The sequence below is a fragment of the uncultured Serinicoccus sp. genome, assembly GCF_947487915.1.
In the GTDB taxonomy this organism is placed as follows: Bacteria; Actinomycetota; Actinomycetes; order Actinomycetales; family Dermatophilaceae; genus Ornithinicoccus.
In genome coordinates this window covers 96,578-121,805 of the sequence record NZ_CANKYH010000006.1, presented here as the reverse complement: position 1 = coordinate 121,805, position 25,228 = coordinate 96,578, and the positions used below count along the sequence as shown (strand labels likewise).

Genomic DNA, 25,228 nt, shown 5'->3' with positions numbered 1-25,228 from the left:
GCATACCCTCCCGGTTGGCTTGACGCGTGCGTCAAGTGTCAAGATGGCATCAACGACCACCCACAACCACGAGGACGTGAGCAGTGAACATCGTCGTCTGTGTGAAGTACGTGCCGGACGCCCAGGGCGACCGCGGCTTCGAGTCCGACCGCACCACCGACCGCGAGGGTGTGGACGGCCTGCTCTCCGAGCTCGACGAGTATGCCGTCGAGGAGGCCCTCAAGATCGTCGAGGCGGGCGAGGGCGAGGTCACGGTGCTCACCATGGGCCCGGACGACGCCGCGACCGCGATCAAGAAGAGCCTCCAGATGGGGGCCCACCAGGGTGTCCACGTGCTCGACGAGGCCATCGCCGGCTCCGATGCCGTGGCGACGTCGCTGGTCCTGGCCGAGGCGGTCAGGAAGTGCGGCGAGGTCGACCTCGTGCTCACCGGGCTGGCCTCCACCGACGGCGTCATGTCGGTCGTCCCCGCCATGCTCGCCGAGCGGCTCGGCCTGCCCCAGGTGACCTTCGCCTCCGAGCTCACCGTCGACGGCGGCCACGTGCGCATCCGGCGCGACAACGAGTCCTTCTCCGAGACCGTCGAGGCCGACCTGCCGGCCGTGGTCTCCGTCACCGACCAGATCAACGAGCCGCGCTACCCCTCCTTCAAGGGGATCATGGCGGCCAAGAGGAAGCCGGTGCAGACCTGGAGCCTGGCCGACCTCGGCGTCGACCCCTCCCAGGTCGGACTGGACGCCGCCTGGGCGCGCGTCGAGGAGACGCAGGCCCGCCCGCCGCGCGAGGCCGGCGAGGTGGTCACCGACGAGGGCCAGGGTGGCGAGGCGCTCGCCGACTTCCTGGCCGGGCGCCGGCTCGCCTGACCCGGCCGGACACGACATACCAAGGAGTCTGCAGACATGAGTGAAGTCCTCGTCCTGGTCGACCACGTCGACGGCGACGTCCGCAAGACCACCGCCGAGATGCTGACCGTGGCGCGCCGCCTCGGCGAGCCGTCGGCCGTCTTCGTCGGTCAGGGGTATGCCGCGGCGAAGGAGGCGCTGGCCCGCTACGGCGCGGCGAAGGTCTACGTCGCGGACGACGCGGTCTACACCGACCACCTCGTCGCCCCGGTGGCCGAGCTGCTGGCCGACCTCGTCGCGCGCACCTCGCCCGCCGCCGTGCTGGTCGCGTCCACCAACGACGCCAAGGAGGTCGCCGGGCGGCTGGCGATCAAGACCGGGTCGGGCCTCATCACGGACGCGGTCGACATCGAGAGCGCCGACGGCGGGCTGCGGGTGACCAAGTCCGTCTTCGCCGGCAGCTACACCGTCGCCGCGCAGGTGGGCACCGGCACCCCCATCATCACCGTCAAGCCCAACAGCATCCCGGCGCAGGAGTCGGCCGCCACCCCGGCCGAGGAGACCGTCACCACGGAGGTCTCCGAGGCCGCGCGCGCGGCGCGGGTCACCTCGCGGACGGCCAAGGAGAAGTCGGGCCGCCCCTCGCTCACCGAGGCCGCCATCGTGGTGTCGGGCGGGCGCGGCACCGGCGGAGACTTCGGCCCGGTCGAGACCTTCGCCGACGCGCTCGGCGCGGCCGTGGGCGCCTCGCGGGCGGCCGTGGACGCGGGGTGGTACCCGCACTCCCACCAGGTCGGTCAGACCGGCGTGTCGGTGAGCCCGCAGCTCTACGTCGCGGCCGGCATCTCGGGCGCGATCCAGCACCGGGCCGGGATGCAGACCTCCAAGACCATCGTCGCGGTCAACAAGGACGCCGAGGCGCCGATCTTCGAGCTCGTGGACTTCGGGGTCGTCGGCGACCTGTTCACCATCCTGCCGCAGGCGGCCGACAAGGTGCAGCAGAACAAGGGCTGAGGCCCGCGGCCGCCGGCGGTCCGCGGTTCCCGCCCGCCGGCTGGCCGCTCGTAGACTGGTCCCCGTCATGTCTGTGCCCGCACCTGCCCACGTCTACCTCGACCACGCCGCGACGACGCCCGTCCTGGACGAGGTGGTCGAGGTGGTCGCCCGCGAGATGCGGCAGACCGGCAACGCCAGCTCGCTGCACGACCCGGGCCGCCGGGCGCGCCGCGTCGTCGAGGAGGCGCGGGAGCAGGTCGCCGAGGCCCTCCGGGTGCGGCCCTCGGAGGTCGTCTTCACCTCTGGCGGCACCGAGGCCGACAACCTCGCGGTCAAGGGCACGTATGCCGCGCGCCGCGCCGCCGACCCCGCCCGCGACCGGCTCGTGGTCGCCGGGACCGAGCACCACGCCGTCCTCGACCCCGTCGAGCACCTCGTGGCGCACGCTGGCGCGCGGGTGACCTGGGTCGAGCCGGACGCGGAGGGCCTCGTGACCCCGCAGGCCCTCGCCGCCGCGCTGGACGCCGACGGAGGCCCCGCCACCGTGGCGCTCGTCAGCGTCATGTGGGCCAACAACGAGGTGGGCACGGTGGCGCCCGTCCCGGCGCTGGCCGCGGTCACGCGGGAGCACGGCGTCCCGTTCCACTCCGACGCCGTCCAGGCGCTCGGCCAGGTGCCGCTGGACCTCTCCGGTGTCGACCTGGGCGTGGTCACCGGCCACAAGGTCGGTGGGCCGCTCGGCGTCGGGGTGCTCACCGCCGGGCGTGACCAGGCCCCCGTGCCGCTCACCCACGGCGGCGGCCAGGAGCGCGGCCTGCGCTCGGGCACCCTCGACACCCCGGCGATCGCCGGCCTCGCGGTCGCGGTCACCCACGCGGCGCAGCACCAGGCCGAGCACGCGGCATACCTCGCCGGGCTGCGGGACGACCTCGTCACCGGCGCGCTGGCGCTGGACCCCGGCATCACGGTCTCCGGGCCGTGGAGCCCCGGGGACACGACGAGCCGCCTCGCCGGCAACGTGCACCTGCGGGTCGCGGACTGCGAGGGGGACTCGCTGCTCTACCTGCTCGACGCGGCGGGCGTCGCCTGCTCGACCGGGTCCGCCTGCCAGGCCGGGGTGCCCCGACCGAGCCACGTGCTGCTCGCCATGGGGGTGCCCGAGGAGGAGGCGGCCGGCGCGCTGCGGCTCACCCTCGGCCACGGCTCCACCCGCGCGGACGTCGACGCCGTCCTCGCGGCGCTGCCGCCCGCCCTGGAGCGCGCCCGCCGGGCGCACGCCGCGGCGTCGGGGTCGCGGACGGCGAGGAGCGCCTGATGCGCGTCGTCGCCGCGATGAGCGGCGGGGTCGACTCGGCGGTCGCCGCCGCGCGGATGCTCGACGCCGGTCACGAGGTGGTCGGGGTCCACCTGGCGCTGGCCCAGTCGGCCGCCACCCTGCGCGAGTCGGCCCGCGGATGCTGCACCATCGAGGACGCCGGCGACGCGCGCCGGGTCGCCGACCGGCTCGGCATCCCGTTCTACGTCTGGGACATGGCGCAGCGGTTCCGGGAGGACGTCGTCGAGGACTTCGCCGCGGAGTACGCCGCCGGCCGCACCCCCAACCCCTGCCTGCGCTGCAACGAGAAGATCAAGTTCGCCGCGCTGCTGGACAAGGCGCTCGCGCTCGGCTTCGACGCGGTCGCGACCGGCCACTACGCCCAGGTCGAGGAGGTCGCCGACGCCGGGGCCCCCGGCGGCGTGCGGCGCGAGCTGCACCGCGCGGTCGACCCGGCGAAGGACCAGTCCTACGTGCTCGGGGTGCTCGACGCCGACCAGCTGGCCCGCAGCTTCTTCCCGCTCGGTGACACCACCAAGCCGCAGATCCGCGAGGAAGCTCGCCGTCGGGGGTTCTCCGTCGCCACGAAGCCGGACAGCCACGACATCTGCTTCATCGCCGACGGCGACACCCGCGGCTACCTCGCCCAGCGCCTCGGCACGGCCCCCGGCCCCATCGTCGACAGCGACGGGGAGGTCGTCGGCGAGCACGGGGGAGCGCACGGCTACACGGTGGGACAGCGCCGCGGGCTGGGGCTGAAGGTCCCCGCGGCCGACGGCAAGCCGCGGTATGTCGTGTCCACCGACACCCGCTCCAACACCGTCGTCGTGGGCCCGGAGGAGCTGCTCGGGGTCGACGTCATCGAGGGTGACCACCTGCGCTGGTGCGGTCCGGCGCCGGCTGGTGAGGTGGACCTGGGCGCGCAGATCCGGGCGCACGGCCGGGAGTACCCGGCCCGGGTGGACGTGCACGCAGACGGCGGCGACGGCATACCGGAGCAGGTGACGGTGCGGCTCGCCGAGCGGGTCCGGGGGGTCGCCCCCGGCCAGTCGGTCGTGCTCTACGACGGCACGCGCGTCGTCGGATCGGCCACGATCGCCTCCACCGGACGGGCCTGAGCCGCGCTCGTCGCGACTCCCGCCGGTCGGCGGCTGCTGCCTCACCGGCGCCACCGCCTACAGTGAGCGCCGTGGTCGACGTCACTGGTATCGGATCCTGGCCCGGCACCGACGTGCGCGAGGCGCTGCGGATGGTCCGGGACGAGCTCGCCTCCGGTGCGCCCGAAGGGGTGCGGGCCGTCCCCTACCTGCCCGAGCTGCCCGCCCGGGGGCCGGGCGCCGACATCGTCGGACGCGCCGCGCACCTGCTCGTGGACCTGCCGGTGGACCTGCAGCCGCAGGGCTGGCGCCTGGTCGACCGGCCCGGTCGGGACGCCGAGCGCGCCGCCTCCCTGCTGACCCAGGACCTGGACGAGCTCGCCGAGGCCCTGGACGGCTACGCCGGACCGCTCAAGGTGCAGGTCGCGGGGCCGTGGACCCTGGCGGCCTCGCTGTGGCGACCGCTGGGGGACCGGGTGCTGGACGACCCCGGCGCCACCCGCGACGTGGTGGCCTCGCTCACCGAGGGGGTGGCGGCCTACCTGGGCCGGGTGCAGCGGCTGGTCCCCGGGGCCGAGCCGGTGCTGCAGGTCGACGAGCCGTCGCTGACCCCCGTGCTGGCTGGTCGGATCCGCTCCGAGTCGGGCTACCGCGTGCTGCGCACACCCGAGCGGGGTGAGGTGGTCACCGCGCTGCGGCAGGTGCTCGACCAGCCCGGCGCGCAGGTGTGCGGCGTGCACACCTGCGCCGCCGACCCGCCGGTCGACGTGCTCGCCGAGGCCGGCGCGGGGTTCGTCGCGGTGGACCTCGCGCAGGTCGGGCGCGGACGGTTCGAGCAGGTCGCGACGGCCGTCGAGGCGGGACGTCGCCTGTGGGCGGGGGTCGATCCGGGCGCCGCCGACCCGCTCGAGCCGCTGCTGCGGCGCTGGCACGAGGCCGGCCTCCCGGCCGCCGCGCTCGCCGACGTCGGTCTGACCCCGGCCTGCGGGCTGGCGTCCGCCAGCCCGGCCGGTGCGCTGCAGACCACGCGGGCAGTCTCCCAGGCGGCGCTCAGGCTCGCCGAGGCGGCTGTCGCGTAAGTCACTCCAGCCCCGCTAGGGTGTCCGCGTCACGCGTGCGTCCGGCACGCCCACCGAAGGGGAGACATGTCACAGAACCCGGGTCACGAGGACCCGCACCACGACCCGAACGCGCCGCACCACGAGGCGGGCGCCCAGCAGCACGACCCGAACGCGCCCCACGGCGAGGGGGCCGCACCCCGGCACGAGGGTGGCTACCAGGCGGCGCCGAGCTACGACACCCACGGAGCGCACGACGGAGCCCCGGCGGGCGCCGTCGCGAAGCCGCAGCCGGTGGGCCTCGCGGAGAAGCTCATGTACGCCGGCGGTGTGGTGTCCCTCGTCACCGGTCTCGTGGGCTTCTTCGAGAGCGAGGACAGCATCCGCGACCGGCTGAACCAGGCCTCGGACGCGATGGGGACGTCCATGACCCCGGAGATGATCGACCAGCAGGTGGCCGTCGCGCCCGCCAGCGCCCTCGTCTCAGGTCTCATCGCCGCGCTGCTCTGGTTCCTCGTCGGTCGCTTCTGCGGCAAGGGGAAGGGATGGGCGCGCATCGTCGCGACGGTCCTCGCTGTCCTCAACGTCATCAGCTTCGTCGTCGGGCTGCTCGGCAGCAGCATGATCCCGGGTGCCGGCGGAGGCACCGTCGTCATGCTGCTCAACGCGGTCTCGGCGATCATCGCGGCGGTCGTCCTGTTCTTCCTGTGGAAGAAGGAGTCGACGGCCTACTTCAAGGCCACCCGCTGAGCCGGGCCTGACCGACCAGCACGAGGGGCTGGTGTCGGTGGCGTGCAGCACAATGAGCACGTGACCGACACCAGCCCCTCGACGCGTCCCGACGGCCCCGGCGAGCAGCCCGAGCCCCCGGAGGACGTCCGCCGCCGGGCGGGCGAGCTGGCCGAGGAGATCCGGGGCCACCAGTTCGCCTACTACGTCCGCGACGCGCCGACCGTCAGCGACGGCGAGTTCGACGGGCTGCTGCGCGAGCTGGAGGAGCTGGAGGAGGCATACCCCACGCTGCGGACCCCGCAGAGCCCGACCCAGCAGGTGGGTGGCACCTTCTCCACCGAGTTCACCGCCGTCGACCACCGCGAGCGCATGCTCAGCCTCGACAACGCCTTCTCGCCGGAGGAGCTGGACGAGTGGTTCGACCGGGTCGAGCGGGAGGCCGGGGGCGCCGACGTGCACTACCTGTGCGAGCTCAAGATCGACGGGCTCGCGGTCAACCTCCTCTACGAGGACGGCCTGCTCACCCAGGCCCTCACCCGCGGCGACGGCCGGACGGGTGAGGACGTCACCCTCAACGTCCGCACCATCGAGGGCGTCCCGCACCGGCTGGCCCCGCCGACCGAGCAGCAGGCGGAGTCTGCGGACGTGCCCACCGAGATACCTGGCCTGGTGGAGATCCGCGGCGAGGTCTTCTTCCCGCTGGAGGGCTTCACCGAGCTCAACGCCTCCCTGGTCGAGGCGGGCAAGGCGCCCTTCGCCAACCCGCGAAACTCGGCTGCCGGGTCGCTGCGGCAGAAGGACCCCCGGGTCTCGGCCAGCCGCCCCCTGCGCATGCTCGTGCACGGCATCGGGGCACGCACCGGCTTCGACATCACCCGCCAGTCGCAGGCGTATGCCGTGCTCGGCGCCTGGGGGATGCCCGTCAGCCCGCGCGCCCAGGTCGTCTCCTCCCGGGCCGAGGTGCACGAGATCGTCCGCTACTACGGCGAGCACCGGCACGACGTCGAGCACGAGCTCGACGGGGTGGTCGTCAAGGTCGACGAGGTGGCGGTGCAGCGCCAGCTCGGGGCGACCTCGAGGGCACCGCGGTGGGCCATCGCCTACAAGTACCCCCCCGAGGAGGTCACGACCAGGCTGCTCGACATCAGGGTCGACGTCGGTCGCACGGGGCGGGTCACGCCCTACGGGCTGATGGAGCCGGTGCTCGTCGCCGGGTCGACCGTCGAGCGGGCCACCCTGCACAACCAGCACGAGGTCCGGCGCAAGGGCGTGCTCATCGGCGACACCGTCGTGCTGCGCAAGGCCGGCGACGTCATCCCCGAGATCCTGGGGCCGGTGGCCGACCTGCGCACGGGTGACGAGCGGGAGTTCGTCATGCCGACGCACTGCCCGTCCTGCGGCACCGAGCTGGCCGCCCAGAAGGAGGGCGACAAGGACATCCGCTGCCCCAACAGCAAGGAGTGCCCCGCGCAGCTGCGCGAGCGCCTCTTCAGCCTGGCCGGCCGGGGCGCCTTCGACATCGAGGCGCTCGGCTACGAGGGGGTCACCGCCCTGCTGGACGCCGGGGTGATCCGCAACGAGGCGGGGCTGTTCGGGCTGGCCCACGGCACCGGCCAGGAGCCGCCGACGCCCGAGGAGGAGCGGGTCGACCGCGAGCGCCTCGTGCAGGTGCCGCTGTTCACCCGGAGCGCCAAGAAGTCGGACCCGCCGGAGGGCGTCGTGGACGGCCGCGTGCTCTCGGCCAACGGCGAGCGCCTGCTGACCCACCTGCGCGGGGCCAAGGACCAGCCCCTGTGGCGGGTGCTCGTCGCCCTGTCGATCCGGCACGTCGGGCCCACCGCGGCGCGAGCGCTGGCCACCGAGTTCGGGTCCTTGGAGGCCATCCGGTCGGCGTCCGTCGAGGAGCTGGCGGCCACCGAGGGCGTGGGTCAGATCATCGCCGAGTCGGTGGTGGCGTGGTTCGAGGTCGACTGGCACGGGGAGGTCGTCGAGCAGTGGGCCGCCGACGGGGTGCGCATGGCCGACGAGCGCGACGCCTCCATCGAGCGGACCCTCGAGGGCCGCACGGTGGTCGTCACCGGCTCGCTCGAGGGGTTCTCGCGCGACGAGTCCAAGGAGGCCATCATCAGCCGCGGTGGGAAGGCCTCCGGGTCGGTGAGCAAGAAGACCGACTTCGTGGTGGTGGGCGCCAACGCCGGGTCCAAGGCGGCCAAGGCGGAGGAGCTCGGCGTGCCCGTGCTGGACGAGGAGGGGTTCGTGCGGCTGCTGGCCACCGGCGAGGCCTGACCCGTCGGCCCGCACCATGCTCCCGACGGCAGGTGACCGTGGATCTGTCGCCGGGGCGGTACTTCGACGGTCGGGCATCTGGGGTGACCGTGCATCTGTCGCCGCGGCAGTACTTCGGCGGTCGGCTCAGTCGCGTGTGGGCCCGGGCCGCAGCCCGAACCAGCTGATGACCCCGCCGCCGGCGAGCAGCGCGGTGCAGATGAGCATCGCCCAGCGGTAGCCGCCGGTGAAGGCCACCGGGTCGGCGTAGTCCGTGCCCGACAGCCCCACGAGCGCCGGGAGCGCGGCGACCGCGAGCAGCGACCCGGTGCGGGCGACGGCGTTGTTGATGCCGCTGGCGAGCCCGGCGTACCGGTCTGCGACGGCCGCGAGCACCGCGGCGGTGAGCGGGGAGACGAGCAGCGCCAGCCCGAGGGCGAAGAGCACCATGCCCGGCAGGACCCCCGCCCACCCGGTGTCCCGGCCGATCCCGACCATGAGCAGGGTCCCCAGGGCACAGACCAGTGGCCCCACCGTCATGGGGACGCGCGGCCCGATGCGGTCGGCCAGCGCGGCCGCGCGGGTGGAGAGGAACAGCAGCGCCACGGTGACCGGGAGGCCGGCCAGCCCGGACGCCGTCGCCGACCAGCCGGAGGTGACCTGCAGCTGGATGACGACGAAGAGCATGACCACGCCGAGTGCTCCGTAGACCAGCAGGGTCATGGCGTTGGCCGCGGAGAAGACCCGCGAGCCGAAGAGGTGCAGCGGCACCAGCGGGTGCGCCGCGCGCCGGCTCCACACGAGGAAGCCGGCGCCCGCCAGGGCCGTCACCACCCAGGCGAGGACGAGCGCCGCCGTCGGTGCCTCGGCGGCGGTCGTGAGCGCCCACGTCGAGGCGGCCAGCCCGATGACGACGAGCGCGGAGCCCACGAGGTCGAACCTCCCGGTCGACTCCATGTCCTTGCTCTCCGGCGCCGACCAGGCGGCCAGCGCGATGACGACGACGCACAGCGGGATGTTGATGGCGAAGATCCACCGCCAGCTGGTGGTGTCGACGATGGCGCCGCCGACCAGCGGGCCGATGGCCGCCGCGATGCCGGAGACGCCGGCCCAGGTGCCGATGGCCGGTGCCCGGTCGCCGGGGGCGTAGCTCGCCTGGATCAGCGCGAGGGCACCGGGCGTGAGCAGCGCCGCGCCCACCCCCTGGACGAGGCGCGCCCCGATGAGCTGGGCCGGGTCCTGCGCGAGCGCGCACAGGGCCGACGCCAGGAGGAACCAGGCCATGCCGACGAGGTAGACCCGGCGGCGGCCGAGACGGTCGCCCAGCGCACCGGCGACCAGCACGAGCGAGGCGAGCGAGAGCAGGTAGCCGCCGACGATCCACTGCAGCTGCGGCAACGTGGCTCCGAGGTCCTCCCCGATGGTGCGCAGGGCCACGTTGACGATGGAGCCGTCCAGGATCGCGACCCCCGACCCGAGGGTCACCGCCGCGAGCATCGTCCGCCCCCGGGGCGAGCGGCGGTCCAGATATCCCTCCTGCGGGCGAGCGGTCACCGCACCAGCGTAGGCCCAGGACGCGCGATCTCCCCCGGGTGACGGAGGCGGGACCGGCGGTTCCGCGCCACCATGGGGGTATGAGGTCACCGTGGTGGTGGGCAGCGTTCGTCGTCGTCCTGGGTCTGGTCGTCGTGGACTTCGTCCTCGACGGGCGCACGGCCTGGGCGGTCGGCTACGGTGTGCTGGCGCTCGGCATCGCCTGGTGGACCTCCCCCTGGCGTGGCCGCCGAGGTGGGACGACGCAGCAGGAGGTCGAGGACATGGCGCAGGACGACCCACGCGGGGACGTCGTCATCTACTGGCGCCCGGGGTGCGGTTTCTGCGCGATGCTCAAGGCGCGGCTCGGCGGGCTCAAGGACCGGGCCACCTGGGTGAACATCTGGGAGGACGAGGAGGGCGCCGCCTTCGTCCGCAGCGTCAACGACGGCAACGAGACGGTCCCCACCGTGGTGATGGACGGCATACCTCACACCAACCCGAGCCCGGGCAGGGTCAAGGAGCGGCTCGCCCGCGGATGAACGTCCCGTGCGGGTCGGGCACGGTGCCGAGGTCCACGGGACCGAACTCTCGCGGAATACCCACGTCGAGCTGATGGTTGACGCGTCACGTGACTACTGCCACCGACCGTCCCACCGTGCTCGTCCTCCTCGGCAGCCTGCGACCGGACTCGACCAACCGCCGGCTGGCGGAGACCGCCCTCGCCGCCCTGCCCGACGGGGTGCACGGCGCGATCAGCACGCTGCTGCCCTCGCTGCCGCACTACGACCAGGACCTCGACACCGACACCCCGCCGGAGGTCGTCCGCGCCTTCCGTGAGCAGGTCGCCGCGGCCGACGCCCTGGTGGTGGCCACGCCGGAGTTCAACGGCTCCTTGCCCGGGGTGCTCAAGAACGCCATCGACTGGGCCTCCCGCCCGCGAGGGACGGCCGCCCTGGCCGGCAAGCCGGCCGCCGTGCTCGGCGCCTCCGCCTCGCCGAAGGGGGCGCAGTGGGCGCGCGAGGACGCGGTGCGGGTGCTGCAGGTCGCCGGGGCGCGGCCGATCGAGCAGACGGTCGGGCTGGCCTCGGCCGGGGCAGCCCTCGAGGGCGGGGAGCTGGCCGAGGACGTCCGCAGCCAGGTGGCCGAGCTCATGGGCCGGCTGGTGCGCGAGCCGCTGGCTGCCTGAGACGGGGGTCGGTGCCCCGTCCGGGGCGACCTAGACTGGCCCCATGTCCCACCTCTCGCGCGAGGACGTCGCACACGTCGCCATGCTGGCCCGCATCCAGCTCGAGGACGCCGAGCTCGACCGGCTCGCCGCCCAGCTCGACCAGATCGTCGACTGGGTCGGCCAGGTCGGTGAGGTCGCCTCGGCCGACGTGCCGCCCATGTCCCACCCCATGCCGCTGGCCAACGTCACCCGACCCGACGAGGTGCGGGAGAGCCTGACCGTGCAGCAGGCCCTGGCCAACGCCCCGCAGGCCCAGGACGACCGCTTCGCGGTGCCGCGCATCCTGGACGAGGAGTGACATGAGCGACTCCACCACCCAGGCCGCGTCCGGCGCCGGGGCGGCCGACGCCGACCCCACCCGGCTCACCGCCGTCGAGATGGCCGACCGGCTGGCCGCCGGCACCCTCACCTCGGTCGAGCTCACGCAGGCCCACCTGGACCGGATCGAGCGGCTCGACCCCACCGTGCACGCCTTCCTCCTGGTCGACGCCGAGGGCGCCCTGGCGACGGCCCGCGAGGTCGACGCCGCCCGGGCCGCCGGCGAGGAGCTGCCCCGCCTGGCCGGGGTGCCGGTCGCGGTCAAGGACATCGCCTGCACGCAGGGGCTGACCACGACCGCGGGCAGCCGCATGCTCGAGGAGTTCGTGCCGCCCTACGACGCGACGATCGTCACCCGGCTGCGGGACGCCCGGATGCCCATCCTCGGCAAGACCAACATGGACGAGTTCGCGATGGGCTCCTCCACCGAGCACTCCGCCTTCGGCCCGACCCGCAACCCCTGGGACCTCGAACGGATCCCCGGCGGGTCCGGGGGCGGCAGCAGCGCGGCGGTCGCGGCCTACCTCGCGCCGCTGGCGATCGGCTCCGACACCGGCGGGTCGATCCGGCAGCCGGCCGCGGTCACCGGCACCGTCGGCACCAAGCCGACCTACGGCGCGGTGAGCCGCTACGGCATCATCGCGCTCGCCTCCAGCCTGGACCAGATCGGTCCCTGCGCCCGCACCGTCGCCGACGCGGCGCTGCTGCACGAGGTCATCGCCGGGCACGACCCGATGGACTCCACCTCGGTCGACGCCCCGGTGCCGGACGTCGTCGGCGCGGCCGGGACCACCGACCTCGCCGGGCTACGGGTCGGTGTCGTCCGTGAGATCAGCGGCTCCGACCAGGGCTTCCAGCCGGGCGTGCAGGCGCGCTTCGAGGAGGCGCTGGACGCGCTGCGTGGCCTGGGCGCGGAGGTCACCGAGGTCTCCTGCCCGCACTTCGCCTACGCGATGGCGGCCTACTACCTCATCCTGCCCTCGGAGGCGAGCAGCAACCTGGCCCGCTACGACGCGATGCGCTACGGCCTGCGGGTCACCCCGGACGACAGCCCGAGCGCCGAGCAGGTCATGGGCGCGTCCCGGGACGCCGGGTTCGGCGACGAGGTCAAGCGGCGCATCATCCTGGGCACCTACGCGCTGTCCAGCGGCTACTACGACGCCTACTACGGCCAGGCGCAGAAGGTCCGCACCCTCATCGCCCGCGACTTCGAGGCCGCCTTCGGGCAGGTCGACGTGCTGGTCAGCCCGACCGCGCCGACCACCGCCTTCCGCATCGGCGACCAGACCGAGGACCCCATGGCGATGTACCTCAACGACATCGCCACCATCCCCGCCAACCTCGCCGGGGTCCCCGGCATGTCGGTGCCGTCCGGTACCGCGGAGGAGGACGGACTCCCCACGGGGCTGCAGATCCTGGCCCCCGCGATGCAGGACCAGCGCCTGTATGCCGTGGGCGCGGCCCTGGAGGCCCGCCTGCGCGAGCGGCAGGGCGGCTACGTCATCGAGCAGGCTCCCGAGATCGAGGTGAGGGCATGAGCACCCGGACCACGGCCGGTCCCGAGCGGACCGTCGCCTACGACGACCTGCTGACCCGCTACGAGCCGGTGCTGGGGCTGGAGGTGCACGTCGAGCTGGGCACCGCCACCAAGATGTTCTGCGGCTGCGCCACCGGCTTCGGCGCCGAGCCCAACACCCAGACCTGCCCGGTCTGCCTCGGGCTGCCCGGGGCGCTGCCCGTGGTCAACCGCACGGCGGTCGAGTCGGCCATCCGTATCGGCCTCGCGCTGAACTGCGGGATCGCGGACTGGTGCCGGTTCGCCCGGAAGAACTACTTCTACCCGGACATGCCGAAGAACTTCCAGACGAGCCAGTACGACGAGCCGATCGCCGTCGACGGCTGGCTCGACGTCGAGGTGCCGCCCCGGGAAGGGCCGGAATTCCTCGACGAGGAGCCCTTCACCTACCGCGTCGAGATCGAGCGGGCCCACATGGAGGAGGACACCGGCAAGTCCACCCACGTCGGCGGCGCCACCGGGCGCATCCATGGCGCCTCGCACAGCCTCGTCGACTACAACCGCGCCGGCATACCCCTCATCGAGATCGTCACCAAGCCGCTCACCGGCGCGGGCGAGCGGGCACCCGACGTGGCCCGGGCCTATGTCGGCGCGCTGCGCGACCTGCTGCGGGCGCTCGACGTCTCGGACGTCAAGATGGAGCAGGGGTCGCTGCGCTGCGACGCCAACGTCTCGCTCATGCCGACCGGTGCCGAGCGCTTCGGCACCCGCACCGAGACCAAGAACGTCAACAGCCTGCGCTCGGTCGAGCGGGCGGTGCGCTACGAGATGACCCGGCACGCCGCCGTCCTCGACGCGGGTGAGGCGATCGTCCAGGAGACCCGGCACTGGCACGAGGACACCGGGGTCACCACCTCGGGCCGGCCCAAGTCGGACGCCGACGACTACCGCTACTTCCCCGAGCCCGACCTCGTGCCGGTCGCCCCGACCCGGGAGGACGTCGAGCGGCTGCGGGCGACGCTGCCGGAGAACCCGGCCGACCGTCGGCGCCGGCTGCAGGAGGAGTGGGGCTACTCGGACCTGGAGATGCGCGACGTCGTCAACGCCGGCGCGGTCGAGGTCATCGAGACGACCGTCGCGGCCGGGGCCTCGCCGGCCGCGGCCCGCAAGTGGTGGATGGGCGAGCTGGCCCGCCGGGCCAAGACCGCGGGCGAGGGCGGCGGAGCCGTCGACCTGCTCGACCTCGGGGTCACCCCCGCCCATGTCGCCGAGCTGGACTCCCTCGTCACCGGGGGCCGGCTCAACGACTCGATGGCGCGGCAGGCACTCGAGGGCGTGCTCGCCGGCGAGGGCACCCCCACCGAGGTCGCCGACGCCCGTGGGCTCGAGCTGGTGCAGGACGACGGTGCGCTGCAGGCCGCGGTCGACGAGGTCATCGCCGAGAACGCCGACGTCGTGGAGAAGATCCGGGGTGGGAAGGTGCAGGCCGTCGGGGCCCTCATCGGCCAGGTGATGAAGAAGATGCGCGGCCAGGCCGACGCCGGCCGGGCGCGTGAGCTCATCCTGGAGACGCTCGGCGTGCAGGGCTGATCTCCGGTATGCCGTCGTCCACCCCGGTGGGGGTCGCACCCCGCCGCGCGCCCGTCGCCGCCGTCCCCGAGGAGCTGCTGGCGCACCTCGGGCCGGTGGAGGGTGTCGAGGTCCTGCCGTACGACCACACCGACGCGGAGGCCCTGCCCGGCGGCGGGCGGGACGTGGACCTCCTGGCGCTGTCGATGATCGCCGGGCCGTGGCTGCGCCGGATGGGGGAGGTGCCGGGGCTGCAGGCGGTGGTCCTGGCCTCGGCGGGCTACGAGCACGCCCTGCCCTTCCTGCCGGACGGGGTGCGGCTGGCCAACGCGGTCGGCGTGCATGACACCGCCACCAGCGAGCTGGCCCTGGCGCTGCTCCTGGCCGCGCAGCGCCACCTGCCGCACCACGTGCTGCGCCAGGCGGACGGGGTGTGGGACCGCTCCGCTCCCGGCCCGTGGCGTTCGCTGGCCGACTCCACGGTGCTGGTGGTGGGCTACGGCGGCATCGGCACCGCCCTGACCAGGCGGCTGCTGGCCTGCGAGTGCGACGTCCTCGCCGTGGCCCGTGCGGACCGGCCCGGCGACGGCCTGGTGGAGCGGGTGCACGGCGTCGACCACCTGCCCGAGCTGCTGCCGCGGGCCGACGCCGTCGTGCTCACCCTGCCGCTGACCGAGGGCACCCGAGGGCTGCTGGGCGCCGCCGAGCTCGCCGCGCTGCCCGACCAGGCCCTCGTCGTCAACGTCGCCCGTGGGCCGGTGGTCGACAACGACGCCCTGCTCGCCGAGTGCGCGGCCGGTCGGCTGCGGGCGGCCCTCGACGTCACCGACCCCGAGCCGCTGCCGGACGGGCACCCTGCCCTCTCCACCCCGGGGGTGCTCGTCGTGCCGCACGTCGGGGGAGCCTCGCCCGCCTCGCTGCCGCGGATGGGAAGTTACCTGGCGTCGCAGCTGACGGCATACCGGGACGAGGGTCGACTCCTTCACCAGGTGGCCGGACCGGGCTCGCATCCTGCCTGACCTGCTGGTTCGTCGCCCTGGTGAACATCAGGCGACGATCAGCCCGCACCCTTGCGCGAACCTACTGCGGTCGGTATAGGCTCCAGGGGCCGGACCTGCAGGGGTGCGGCGTCATCTGCGCGCTCGTCCTGCAGCGCGCTCACAGGGAATCAGGGGACTTGATCGTGACCTATCGCTCAACATCGGGGGCTCGCCGCGCCCTGGCCGCCGTGGCTGGACTCAGCCTCGTGGCCGGGCTCGCGCCGGTGGCCGCATTCGCGACCGACGGACCGGCGGTGGCCGGACCGGTCAGCGCGACCGGCGACTTCCAGGACGGCGCCTACATCGTGGTGCTCGACCGGCTGCCGCTGGCCACCAACCCGGGCACAGCCGGGTCCGCCCTGCAGAAGGTGGACACGACCTCCGCGGAGGCGCTCAGCTACACCGACCAGCTGCTCGCCCAGCAGGACGGCGTGCTGCAGGGGGTGGCCGCCGAGCCGACCTACCGCTACACGGTCGCCCTCAACGGCTTCGCGGTGCGGCTCACCGCGGCCGAGGCCGCCGCCCTCGCCCAGCGCGAGGACGTGGTGTCGGTGACGCGGTCCACGCTGCGCCAGCTGGACTCCGGTGTCGTCGGCGAGCCCGACGGTGCGCCGGCCAACCCGGACACGGACGTGTCGCCGGACCTGCTCGGTCTGCGCGGCCCCGGTGGCGTGTGGTCCCAGCTGGGCGGGCCGATGGAGGCGGGCAAGGGCACGGTCGTCGGCGTCATCGACTCCGGCATCGCCTACGACAGCCCCTCGTTCGCCGCGGACGGCATGCCGGCCCCGCCGGCCGGGTGGGCCGGGGAGTGCGAGACCGGTGAGGGCGACGACGCGGGTGACTTCCCCGCCTCGGCGTGCACCGACAAGATCGTCGGCGCCCGCTACTTCGTCGAGGGGGCCCGCGCGGAGGGCTACGAGCCGACCGAGGCCGAGAGCGTCAGCCCGCTGGACACCGACAACCACGGTTCGCACGTCGCCAGCACGGCGGTCGGGCGCGAGGTGTCCCTGGAGGACGCCGAGGGCAACGCCTACGACCTGGCCGGGATGGCACCGGGGGCGCACGTGGCGGCCTACAAGGCCTGCTTCGACTTCGAGGGTGTGAGCGGGTGCCACCCCGACGACTCGATCGCCGCGATCGACGCCGCCCTCAGCGACGGGGTCGACGTCATCAACTTCTCCGTCAGCGGCGACTCGACCACCTACGAGGACCCGGTCGACCTGGCCTTCAAGAACGCCGCGGCCGCCGGGGTGTTCAACGCCGCGTCCGCCGGCAACTCGGCGGAGTCCGGGGTCGCCGTCGCGCACCTCGGACCCTGGCAGACCACGGTCGCCGCCTCCTTCCACCGCCCCGAGGACGGCACCGTGCCCTCCATCGCGCCGTTCTCCGGCCGCGGCCCGGTGGACGTCGACGCCGACGAGCAGACCATCCTCAAGCCCGACCTGGGTGCGCCTGGCGTCAACGTGCTGGCTGCCTACGCCAGCCAGGGCGGCGAGACGCGGTACGGCTACCTCACCGGCACGTCGATGGCCTCACCGCACGTCGCCGGCCTGGGGTCGCTGCTCGCCGCGGCGCACCCGGAGTGGTCGCCGATGGCCATTAAGTCGGCCCTGCAGACCTCGACGACCGACTACGGCAACGCCGAGAGCAACCAGGCGGTCGTCGGGGGCACGGGCTTCGTCGAGCCGCGCGCCTTCCTCGAGCCCGGCCTCGTCTTCGACTCGACCGAGGCCGACTGGGACTCCTTCCTGGCCGACCCGACGACCGGCTACGACCTCAACGCGGCCTACGTCTCGGTCCCGGCGCTCGGCACCCAGCCGACCACGCTGACCCGGACGGTCACCAACCCCGGTGCGGCGGACGCGACCTTCGAGGCCTCCGTCAGCGGCCCGGACACCCTGTCCGTGACGGTCGAGCCGGCCAGCGTCACCGTGCCGGCGGGCGGCTCCGCCGAGGTGACGATCACGGTCGCCAACACCGGCGCCGCCACCGACGTGTGGCAGCAGGGCGAGATCGCCTGGACCTCCGGCGACGTGGTCGCCGCGATCCCGGTGCTCGCCCGCGGCGAGGTCGCCGACGAGGAGCCTGAGCCCGACCCCACGGTCGAGCGGGTCTTCGGCACGGACCGCTACGGCACCGCCGCGGCGATCTCCGCGCTCTACCCCGACGGGGTCGAAACGGTCTACATCGCCTCCGGCACCGGCTTCGCCGACGCCATGTCCGGCTCGCCGGCCGCCTCGCGCGGTCTGCTCCCCGGCACGATGAACACGCCGGAGGGTGACCCGGCCCCGGTGCTGCTGGTCAAGAACGACCGGCTGCCCCAGGACACCCGGGACGCCCTGGAGGCCGTGGACCCGAGCAGCATCGTCATCCTGGGCGGCACCGGTGCGGTGTCCGCGGGCGTCGCTGGTGACCTCGACGCCTATGGCGAGGTGTCCCGCGTCGAGGGGACCGACCGCTACGAGACGGCGGCCAACCTGGCGATGATGTTCGAGGACCCCGAGGTCGTCTACGTCGCCTCCGGGCAGGACCGCGCCTACGCCGACGCCCTGACCGGCAGCGCTCGCGCCGGTATGGAGAACGCCCCGGTGCTGCTCACCCGCCCGGACGCGGTGCCCGGCGCCACGGCGGCCGCGCTCGCCGAGCTCGACCCGGACCGGGTCGTGGTGCTCGGTGGGGAGGTCGCCGTCGACGACGACACCTTCACCGCGCTCGGCGCGGACGAGCGGGTGTCCGGTGGGGACCGCTACGAGACCGCGGTCGCGGTCTCGCAGGTCCACGGGACGGACGTCCCGCTGGTGCACATCGCCTCGGGCCGCAACTTCCCGGACGCGCTGGCGGGCTCGGCCCTGGCCGGTCACCAGGGTGTCCCGGTGCTGCTGACCAAGCCCGGTCAGCTGCCGGACGCGACGCTGGCCGAGCTGGAGCGGCTCAGCCCGGAGCGGGTCGTCATCCTCGGTGGCACCAACGCGGTGTCCCAGGACGTCGAGGACGCGCTGAACGAGTACTACCCGGACTGGGTGGACGCCCAGCCCTGACGGTCGGCACGACCGGAGGTGGACGCAGGGCCGTGGCGGCGAGAGCCGCCCGGCCCTGCGGCCGTTCCCGGCTAGTCTCGGAGGAGACCGCGGGGCGAACACCCACGCCGGAGCGGTCCCGAGGACGACCAGGAGGTCGAGGTATGCCCACCCTCGTGCTCATCCGGCACGCCAAGGCCGAGAACACCCCGCCCGGCCCGGGGGGTGACCACGCCCGCGTGCTCGCCGCGCGCGGTGAGCACGACGCGGCGGTGCTGGGGCGCGCCCTCGTGGACGCCGGCTGGCTGCCGGCGCTGGCGCTGGTCTCCACCGCGGCCAGGGCGCAGCAGACGCTGCAGCACGTGCTGGGCGACCGCGCGCTGGAGACGTGGTCCACCCGGCGCATCTACGACGGCGGCATCGACGGGGTCCTCGAGGCGGTCCGGGAGGTGCCCGACGGGGTCGAGGTGCTCTGGGTCGTCGGTCACGAGCCGGTGATGTCGAGCACCGCGTGGGAGCTGACTGACACCGGCGAGCAGGACGAGGGTCGTGAGGCCCTGCACGGGGGACTGCCCACCGCGTCCGCGGCGGTGCTCGAGCTGGGCGTGCCCTGGTCCGACGCGGGGCCGGGCGTCGCGACCCTGCGGACGGTGCTGCGCGGACGATGACCGTCGCCGCGCGCGGCGGGGGACGGCATACCGGATCAGCCGTGGGCCGGCCCTGGGCGACGCAGTAGAGTCTCGGCTCGTGCCTGCCGTGATCACCGCCCGAGGGCTGCGCAAGACCTATGGGGACTTCACCGCCGTGGACGGGATCGACCTGGACGTCGAGGCGGGGGAGAGCTTCGGCCTGCTCGGGCCCAACGGGGCGGGCAAGTCGACCACGATGCGGATGATCGGCGGCACCCTCGACCGGGACGGCGGTGAGCTCACCGTGCTGGGGCTGGACCCGGGGGCCCAGGGCCCGCAGGTGCGCGCCCACCTCGGTGTGGTGCCGCAGCAGGACAACCTCGACGAGGAGCTGCGGGTCCGCGAGAACATCGTGATGTACGGGCGCTACTTCGGGCTCTCCCGGGCCTACCTCGTGGACAAGTCGGCCGAGCTGCTCGCCTTCGCCCAGCTGGAGGCCAAGGCCCGGGACAAGGTCAGTGCGCTCTCCGGCGGCATGAAGCGTCGCCTCACCATCGCCCGCGGACTCGTCAACGAGCCGCGGATCCTGCTGCTCGACGAGCCGACCACCGGCCTGGACCCGCAGGCCCGCCACATCCTCTGGGACCGGCTCTTCCGGCTCAAGGAGGCCGGCACGACCCTCGTCGTCACGACCCACTTCATGGACGAGGCCGAGCAGCTGTGCGACCGCCTCATCGTGGTCGACCACGGCCGGATCATGGCGCAGGGCAGCCCCTCCTCGCTCATCCGCGAGCACTCGACCCGCGAGGTGCTGGAGCTGCGCTTCGGCTCGGCCCGCAACGCCTCCGTCGTGGCCCAGCTCGACGGGGTGGGCGAGCGCAACGAGGTGCTGCCCGACCGCATCCTCGTCTACGCCCACGACGGCGAGGCCGCCCTGGAGGAGGTCACCTCGCGGGGGCTGCACCCGGTCACCTCGCTGGTGCGGCGCGCCTCCCTCGAGGACGTCTTCCTCCGCCTCACCGGGAGGTCGCTCGTTGACTGAGCTCAGCCACGGCACGGGCTCCGACGAACCCGGGTCCGCAGCGACCCGGACCGGTGCGCAGGAGTTCGACGCGGCCGGGCTGGTCGCTTCCGGCAGGGTGCCGCCGCACACCGAGATGGCGGCGCGCACGCGGCGGTCCGGCTCCTGGTTCTACGCCGAGACGACGCTGCGCGGGATGCGCGCCTTCGCGCTGCCGATCGCGGTGTATGCCGTGCTCCAGCCGCTGCTCTACATGGTCGCCCTCGGGGTCGGACTGGGCGAGCTCGTCGACCGGGGCACGGGGCCCGTCGACGGCGTCGACTACCTGACCTTCGTCGCGCCGGCCCTGCTCGTGTCGACGGTCGTCATGTCGGTCACCGCCGAGATGACCTACCCCGTCATGAGCGGCTTCAAGTGGCAGCGGCTGTACTACGGCCCCGCCGCCTCGCCCCTGGAGCCGGGGCAGATCGCCAGGGGCCACCTCCTCGCGGTGGTCCTGCGCTTCGTCCTCCAGGGGGGTGTCTTCTGGGTGATCATGATGGCCTTCGGCGCCGCCCCGTCCGGGTTCTGGCAGTCCGCGCTCGTCGTGCCGATCGGGGTGCTGACCGCCACCGCGTTCGGCACGCCCCTGCAGGCCTATGCCTCGACCATCGAGGACGAGGCCTACCAGTTCGCCTTCATCCAGCGCTTCGTGGTCATGCCGATGTTTCTCTTCGCGGGGACGTTCTTCCCGCTCTCGGCGATGCCGGTGTGGCTGCACTGGATCGGGTGGGTCAGCCCGGTGTGGCACGGGACGCAGCTCGCCCGGGTGGCGTCCTACGGCGCGGACGTCCCCCCGGTGATGATCGCGGTGCACCTGGTCTTCCTCCTGGCCTGCACCGTCGGCGGCGTCGTCTGGGCGACCCGCTCCTACACCCGCAGGCTGCACTCGTGAGCGCGCCGGGGCAGGAACGGGCGGCGGGCCGGGGCGAGCACCGTGGACCGGGCGACGCCACCGCGGCGGCGAGCCACGGCATACCGCGGCCCGCGTGGCTCTCGTCGTTGGCGTCCGGCAACGTCGGCGCCGTCCTGGAGCGCGGCTTCGCCGTGGTCCGCAACCAGAACTGGATGGTGCTCGCCTCCGGGTTCTTCGAGCCGGTGTTCTACCTGCTGGCCATGGGTATCGGCATGGGGGCGCTGGTCGGCACGGTGACCGGACCGGGCGGCCAGCCGGTGGAGTACGCCGCCTACATCGCCCCCGCCCTCCTCGCGACCTCGGCGATGAACGGGGCGATCTACGACTCGACGTGGAACGTGTTCTTCAAGCTGCGCTTCGCCAAGCTCTACCAGGCGATGCTGCAGACCTCGCTCGGGCCGTTGGACGTCGCGCTCGGCGAGATCCTCATGGCCCTCTTCCGTGGCTTCCTGTACGCCCTGGGCTTCCTCGGCGTCATCGCGGCCCTGGGTCTGGTGACGTCGTGGTGGTCCTTGCTCATGGTGCCGGCGGCGGTGCTCATCGCCCTGGGCTTCGCCGCGCTGGGCATGGGGGTCACGAGCTACCTCACCAGCTTCCAGCAGATGGACCTCATCAACTTCGCCCTGCTGCCGATGTTCCTCTTCTCCGCGACCTTGTACCCGATCGCGGTCTACCCGGAGTGGATCCAGTGGGCCATCATGGCGATGCCGCTGTGGCACGGGGTGGAGCTGATGCGGCAGCTGTCGGTCGGCCACGTCGACGCGCTGACCGGGGTGCACGCGCTCTACTTCGTCGGCATGACGCTCGTCGGCCTGGTGCTGACCACCCTGCGGCTGCGTGCGCTCTTCCTGCGCTGAGCCGCGAGGTGGGGCCGGGTCAGCGCAGCCAGCTGGTCATGGCGCGGACCTGTCGTCCGGCGTGCTCCAGGGCGTGGGCCCCCGCCGCCGCCTCGCGACGGCTGCTCGCCGCAGGGTCGCCGGCCGCCTGGCCGGAGGGCCCGTGCTGGGTGGCGAAGCCCGCCGCGTAGATCTGGTCGACCTGCGTCTTGAGCTCGTGCACGAGGGCGACGTAGGCGACCTCGGGCTCCACGCCGCGGCCCACCAGGTCCTCGAAGGTGCTCTCGAGGGCCTCCTGCAGCGGCACCTGGATGCGGTCGCGTGCGATCGCCATCGCCGTGCTCTCGTGCTCGACGGTCGTGACGACGGCACCGGAGCGCAAGGCCCCCATGGCCGCTGCGTACGCCGTGAGCGTCGCCCAGGCGGCGCCGCTGCGGTCGTGGGCCACCGCGACGAGGGCGGGACACCCGCGACCGTCGAGGTACTCCTCCCGCACCCGGTCGCCGCTGCCGACGCTGCGGAGCATGGCCAGGTCCACCCCGTCAGGGACGGTGAGCCGGCCCTCCCGGACGGCGGAGGCGCTGGTGACGATGACGAGGTCGCCGGGTTCCGTGTGCCCCTCGACCAGAGCGGTCACCCGGCGCGGCTCGTTCTCGCCCCGGCCGGCACCCGGGACGAGGATGATGTCGCAGCGCTCGACGGCCTGCTCGGGCGGCGACACGGGCAAGCCCTCGAGCTCCGCGCGGGCCGCGAGCCGACTGTCCGGGTCCGTGCCCACCCAGACGTCCACCCCGCTGTCCCGCAGGTTGAGCGCGTGCGCAGCGCCCATGGCGTCGAAGCCCAGCACCGCCACCTGGCGGTCCTGAAGCAGGGTCAGATCGGCGCTGCTGGGGTCCAGGGTGCTCACGTCGACACCCTACCGAGCGCTGGTGGACGGTGGCCGCGAGGCCAAGACGGGGTGGGCTGTGCGCGCTGGTGGCCCGCGGAGGGCCACGACTCCACACGGACCGTGGCCACCACCGCGCACAGTCGGCGCATGATGGCGGACACCCCGCCGGTTGCCTCCACGTCAGGTCCACCCCTGGCGATGACGAGGCGTCAGGCGGCTACGCTGCGGCCATGAGCCAGACAGCGACGTCCACCTCCTTCGCCGTCACCGAGGCGCCCGCCCGCCGCGGCCCCGAGCAGATCGCCGAGCTGCTCGCCAACCCCGGCTTCGGCAGCATCTTCACCGACCACATGGTGATGGTGGAGTGGGACAAGGAGCAGGGGTGGCACGACGCGCGGGTGGTGCCCTACGGGCCGATCCCGCTCGACCCCTCCGCGGCGGTGTTCCACTACGCCCAGGAGATCTTCGAGGGCATGAAGGCCTACCGCCACGCCGACGGCACGGTCTGGACCTTCCGCCCCGAGCGCAACGCCGAGCGCTTCAACAGCTCGGCCCGTCGCCTGGCCATGCCCGAGCTGCCGCCGACGCTGTTCCTCGACGCGATCAAGGAGCTCGTCACCCTCGACCAGGGGTGGGTGCCGGGGGCGGACGCCGGTGAGATGTCGCTCTACCTGCGTCCCTTCATGATCGCGACCGAGGAGGCCCTGGGGGTGCGCCCGAGCAACCGCTACCTCTTCAGCGTCATCGCCTCCCCGGCCGGCTCCTACTTCCCGGGCGGGCTCGAGCCGGTCAGCCTGTGGGTCAGCGACCAGTACGTCCGGGCCGCCGCCGGCGGCACCGGTGCGGCCAAGTGCGGTGGCAACTACGCCGCGTCGCTGGCCAGCCAGGCCGAGGGCATCGAGCACGGTTGCGACCAGGTCGTCTTCCTCGACGCGGTGGAGCACCGCTACGTCGAGGAGCTCGGCGGCATGAACCTCTTCTTCCTGTATGCCGACGGTCGCGTGGTCACCCCCGAGCTGACCGGCACGATCCTGCCCGGCGTCACCCGCTCCTCCCTGCTCGACCTGCTGCGCGAGCGCGGGCACCAGGTCGAGGAGCGCCGGTTCACCCTCGACGAGTGGCGTGACGGCGTGGCCTCCGGAATGATCACCGAGGTGTTCGCCTGCGGCACCGCGGCCGTCATCACCCCGGTCGGCCGGCTCGCGTGGAGTGGCGGCGAGCTCGACATGCCGACCGACCACCAGGTCACCGAGGACCTGCGCTCCGAGCTCCTCGACATCCAGTACGGCCGCGCCGAGGACCGCCACGGCTGGCTCTACCAGCTGGTCTGAGCCAGCGGGTCCAGCACCTCCAGCAGCTGCTGGCGCAGCGCGTTGGAGCGGCGGGCGAACCCGCGCTGGGCCTCGGCGTACTTGCGCTTGCCCTCCGACGTCTCGATGCGCACCGGCTCGTAGCCGAGGTCGCGCAGGTCGTAGGGGGCTGCGCGCATGTCCAGCTCGCGGATGTCGCGGGCCAGGTGGAAGGCCTGCAGCGTCAGGTCGCTCGGCACCGCCGGCGCGAGCTTGAAGCACCACTTGTAGAGGTCCATCCCGGCGTGCAGGCAGCCCGGCTGCTCGAGGTCGAGCTGGCCCTCCCGGGTCGGTCGCAGCGTGTTGCGTGGCGCGGCCTCGGGGGTGAAGAACCGGTGGGCGTCGAAGTGCGAGCAGGCGACCTGGTGGCTCTCGACGACGGCGTCGGTGCCCTCGGCGCCGAGCCGCAGCGGCCAGTCGTGACGCACGTCCTCCCGGTCGGCGCGGTAGACCATGGCCCACTCGTGCAGCCCGAAGCAGCCGAACCTCCCCGGCCGGGACAGCGTCGCGCGCAGCAGGTCACGGACGAAGGAGATGGTGCGTCCGCGCCGCTCCACGAACCGCCGGACGTCGAGGTATGCCGTGCCCGCCCCGTCGACGAGGTAGCCGCTCCACCCCTCCCGCTCCTGCCCGTCCGCGAGGCCCACGCCCTGCCCGGGGTGCCAACGGGCGAGCTGCGCAGGGCGGAAGGCGTAGTACTCCCACAGGAAGTCGTCGACCGGGTGCGTGCGCCCCTCGACCCGGCGTGCCAGCCGGTCCGCGGTGAGCGCCTCGACGGTGCGCGCGTGCGCGGCGGCGCGGGCGCGCCATACCGGTGCGTCGAGCACCTCGAGAACGGTCGCGGGGGTCTGCACGACCGTCAAGCCTAGCCGCGCGCTCCCCGGTCCGGCGCCGGCCGCGAGGCTGGCCCGGGCGCTCTGGCTGTGAGATCCTGGGGCCGGGCCGCCCGGCAGGGGCGGATCCCCGGACGAGGCACGTCGTACCCGGCACCGACGACGACGTGGCACGCCCCAGGGAGGG

22 protein-coding genes and 1 riboswitch are annotated in these 25,228 nt (G+C 73.6%); of the genes, 19 read left to right on the top strand and 3 right to left on the bottom strand.

Going from position 1 to position 25,228, the window contains the following annotated elements; genetic code table 11:
* Positions 1-83: 83 nt before the first annotated feature.
* The 7 genes from Q0795_RS09180 (at position 84) to ligA (ending at position 8,326) form a co-directional block, all read left to right on the top strand.
* A complete protein-coding gene (locus Q0795_RS09180) occupies positions 84-863 on the top strand; it encodes an electron transfer flavoprotein subunit beta/FixA family protein (protein ID WP_298889029.1) in 780 nt (259 codons plus the stop codon).
* 36 nt (positions 864-899) lie between these two features.
* Entirely contained in the window at positions 900-1,856 is a 957-nt protein-coding gene (locus Q0795_RS09175) for an electron transfer flavoprotein subunit alpha/FixB family protein (protein WP_298889027.1), read from the top strand.
* A gap of 67 nt (positions 1,857-1,923) precedes the next feature.
* Entirely contained in the window at positions 1,924-3,153 is a 1,230-nt protein-coding gene (locus Q0795_RS09170; protein ID WP_298889026.1) for a cysteine desulfurase family protein, read from the top strand.
* A complete protein-coding gene (mnmA, locus tag Q0795_RS09165; RefSeq protein WP_298889024.1) occupies positions 3,153-4,271 on the top strand; it encodes a tRNA 2-thiouridine(34) synthase MnmA in 1,119 nt (372 codons plus the stop codon). Before Q0795_RS09170 ends, mnmA begins: the two co-directional genes overlap by 1 nt.
* A 71-nt stretch (positions 4,272-4,342) precedes the next feature.
* Positions 4,343-5,329: a methionine synthase gene (locus tag Q0795_RS09160; protein ID WP_298889021.1), complete on the top strand. Its 987-nt coding sequence runs from the start codon at positions 4,343-4,345 to the stop codon at positions 5,327-5,329.
* 66 nt (positions 5,330-5,395) lie between these two features.
* Positions 5,396-6,058, top strand: a complete 663-nt coding sequence (locus Q0795_RS09155; RefSeq protein ID WP_298889019.1) for a hypothetical protein — start codon at positions 5,396-5,398, stop codon at positions 6,056-6,058.
* A gap of 60 nt (positions 6,059-6,118) precedes the next feature.
* Positions 6,119-8,326 (top strand): NAD-dependent DNA ligase LigA, encoded by a 2,208-nt coding sequence (ligA, locus tag Q0795_RS09150; RefSeq protein ID WP_298889017.1) that lies wholly within the window; start codon positions 6,119-6,121, stop codon positions 8,324-8,326.
* A gap of 126 nt (positions 8,327-8,452) precedes the next feature.
* Here ligA and Q0795_RS09145 read toward each other — a convergent pair whose 3' ends face one another.
* Entirely contained in the window at positions 8,453-9,859 is a 1,407-nt protein-coding gene (locus Q0795_RS09145; RefSeq protein WP_298889015.1) for an MFS transporter, read from the bottom strand.
* An 80-nt stretch (positions 9,860-9,939) separates the two neighbouring features.
* Between Q0795_RS09145 and Q0795_RS17235 the strand changes: the two genes are divergently transcribed.
* The 11 genes from Q0795_RS17235 to Q0795_RS09090 all read left to right on the top strand — a co-directional run bounded on the left by Q0795_RS17235 (position 9,940) and on the right by Q0795_RS09090 (position 21,991).
* Positions 9,940-10,380 (top strand): glutaredoxin domain-containing protein, encoded by a 441-nt coding sequence (locus Q0795_RS17235; RefSeq protein ID WP_366942461.1) that lies wholly within the window; start codon positions 9,940-9,942, stop codon positions 10,378-10,380.
* Positions 10,381-10,469: 89 nt separating this feature from the next.
* Positions 10,470-11,027: an NAD(P)H-dependent oxidoreductase gene (locus tag Q0795_RS09135; protein WP_298889013.1), complete on the top strand. Its 558-nt coding sequence runs from the start codon at positions 10,470-10,472 to the stop codon at positions 11,025-11,027.
* A 43-nt stretch (positions 11,028-11,070) separates the two neighbouring features.
* Complete coding sequence (gatC, locus tag Q0795_RS09130; protein WP_298747162.1) at positions 11,071-11,367, top strand: Asp-tRNA(Asn)/Glu-tRNA(Gln) amidotransferase subunit GatC; 297 nt, start codon at positions 11,071-11,073, stop codon at positions 11,365-11,367.
* A gap of 1 nt (position 11,368) precedes the next feature.
* Positions 11,369-12,925 (top strand): Asp-tRNA(Asn)/Glu-tRNA(Gln) amidotransferase subunit GatA, encoded by a 1,557-nt coding sequence (gatA, locus tag Q0795_RS09125; RefSeq protein ID WP_298889011.1) that lies wholly within the window; start codon positions 11,369-11,371, stop codon positions 12,923-12,925.
* Positions 12,922-14,493: an Asp-tRNA(Asn)/Glu-tRNA(Gln) amidotransferase subunit GatB gene (gene gatB, locus Q0795_RS09120; protein ID WP_298889009.1), complete on the top strand. Its 1,572-nt coding sequence runs from the start codon at positions 12,922-12,924 to the stop codon at positions 14,491-14,493. The genes gatA and gatB overlap by 4 nt, the downstream gene beginning before the upstream one ends.
* Positions 14,494-14,501: 8 nt before the next feature.
* A complete protein-coding gene (locus tag Q0795_RS09115; RefSeq protein ID WP_298889007.1) occupies positions 14,502-15,491 on the top strand; it encodes an NAD(P)-dependent oxidoreductase in 990 nt (329 codons plus the stop codon).
* A gap of 209 nt (positions 15,492-15,700) precedes the next feature.
* On the top strand, positions 15,701-18,550 hold the full coding sequence (locus tag Q0795_RS09110; RefSeq protein WP_298889005.1) for a cell wall-binding repeat-containing protein: 2,850 nt from the start codon (positions 15,701-15,703) through the stop codon (positions 18,548-18,550).
* A 143-nt stretch (positions 18,551-18,693) separates the two neighbouring features.
* Positions 18,694-19,197 carry a histidine phosphatase family protein gene (locus Q0795_RS09105; protein ID WP_298889004.1) on the top strand — a complete coding sequence of 168 codons (504 nt, stop codon included), beginning with the start codon at positions 18,694-18,696 and terminating at the stop codon, positions 19,195-19,197.
* Positions 19,198-19,276: 79 nt separating this feature from the next.
* Positions 19,277-20,200: an ABC transporter ATP-binding protein gene (locus Q0795_RS09100; protein WP_298889002.1), complete on the top strand. Its 924-nt coding sequence runs from the start codon at positions 19,277-19,279 to the stop codon at positions 20,198-20,200.
* Positions 20,193-21,113: an ABC transporter permease gene (locus Q0795_RS09095; protein ID WP_366942460.1), complete on the top strand. Its 921-nt coding sequence runs from the start codon at positions 20,193-20,195 to the stop codon at positions 21,111-21,113. Before Q0795_RS09100 ends, Q0795_RS09095 begins: the two co-directional genes overlap by 8 nt.
* Positions 21,114-21,193: 80 nt before the next feature.
* Positions 21,194-21,991 (top strand): ABC transporter permease, encoded by a 798-nt coding sequence (locus tag Q0795_RS09090; protein ID WP_298889308.1) that lies wholly within the window; start codon positions 21,194-21,196, stop codon positions 21,989-21,991.
* 19 nt (positions 21,992-22,010) lie between these two features.
* Here Q0795_RS09090 and Q0795_RS09085 read toward each other — a convergent pair whose 3' ends face one another.
* Positions 22,011-22,877, bottom strand: a complete 867-nt coding sequence (locus Q0795_RS09085) for a hypothetical protein (protein ID WP_298889000.1) — start codon at positions 22,875-22,877, stop codon at positions 22,011-22,013.
* Positions 22,878-23,089: 212 nt separating this feature from the next.
* Here Q0795_RS09085 and Q0795_RS09080 point away from each other — a divergent pair, with 212 nt between their 5' ends.
* Positions 23,090-24,190 carry a branched-chain amino acid aminotransferase gene (locus Q0795_RS09080; RefSeq protein WP_298888999.1) on the top strand — a complete coding sequence of 367 codons (1,101 nt, stop codon included), beginning with the start codon at positions 23,090-23,092 and terminating at the stop codon, positions 24,188-24,190.
* Here Q0795_RS09080 and Q0795_RS09075 read toward each other — a convergent pair.
* The gene (locus tag Q0795_RS09075) at positions 24,175-25,062 is read right to left on the bottom strand and encodes a 3-methyladenine DNA glycosylase (protein WP_298888997.1); all 888 of its coding nucleotides are present in this window, start codon (positions 25,060-25,062) and stop codon (positions 24,175-24,177) included. The two genes, Q0795_RS09080 and Q0795_RS09075, sit on opposite strands and share 16 nt — an antisense overlap.
* A gap of 84 nt (positions 25,063-25,146) precedes the next feature.
* Positions 25,147-25,213: riboswitch (guanidine-III (ykkC-III) riboswitch) on the top strand.
* The last annotated feature ends 15 nt before the right edge of the window (positions 25,214-25,228 follow it).